The following is a 255-nucleotide window of genomic DNA, read 5'->3' on the forward strand; positions in this document are numbered from 1 at the left end:
GGTGAGCCATGGAGGACTCGAACCTCCGACCCTCTGATTAAAAGTCAGATGCTCTACCTACTGAGCTAATGGCTCATAGTCAAGTATACACTCACAGTGAATGATGTCACTTCCTCTGCTAGCATATTCGAAGATGCAGGATGCGTCGGGACAACTCGAAGCAAATCCGAAGATGCAGCGCTCGTTGCTCTACCTACTGAGCTAATGGCTCATGGTTAGGATAACACTCTACAGCTTCGTTTCACTCTACCTGCC

The 255-nt window shown here is 48.6% G+C and carries 1 tRNA gene; it reads right to left on the reverse strand.

Annotation, left to right across the window (positions count from 1 at the left end):
• Positions 1–2 precede the first annotated feature (2 nt).
• Positions 3–75, reverse strand: a tRNA-Lys gene (locus tag ABS784_RS17180).
• Positions 76–255 lie beyond the last annotated feature (180 nt).

The sequence above is a fragment of the Geobacillus sp. G4 genome, from assembly GCF_040327975.1.
Lineage (GTDB): Bacteria > Bacillota > Bacilli > Bacillales > Anoxybacillaceae > Geobacillus > Geobacillus thermoleovorans.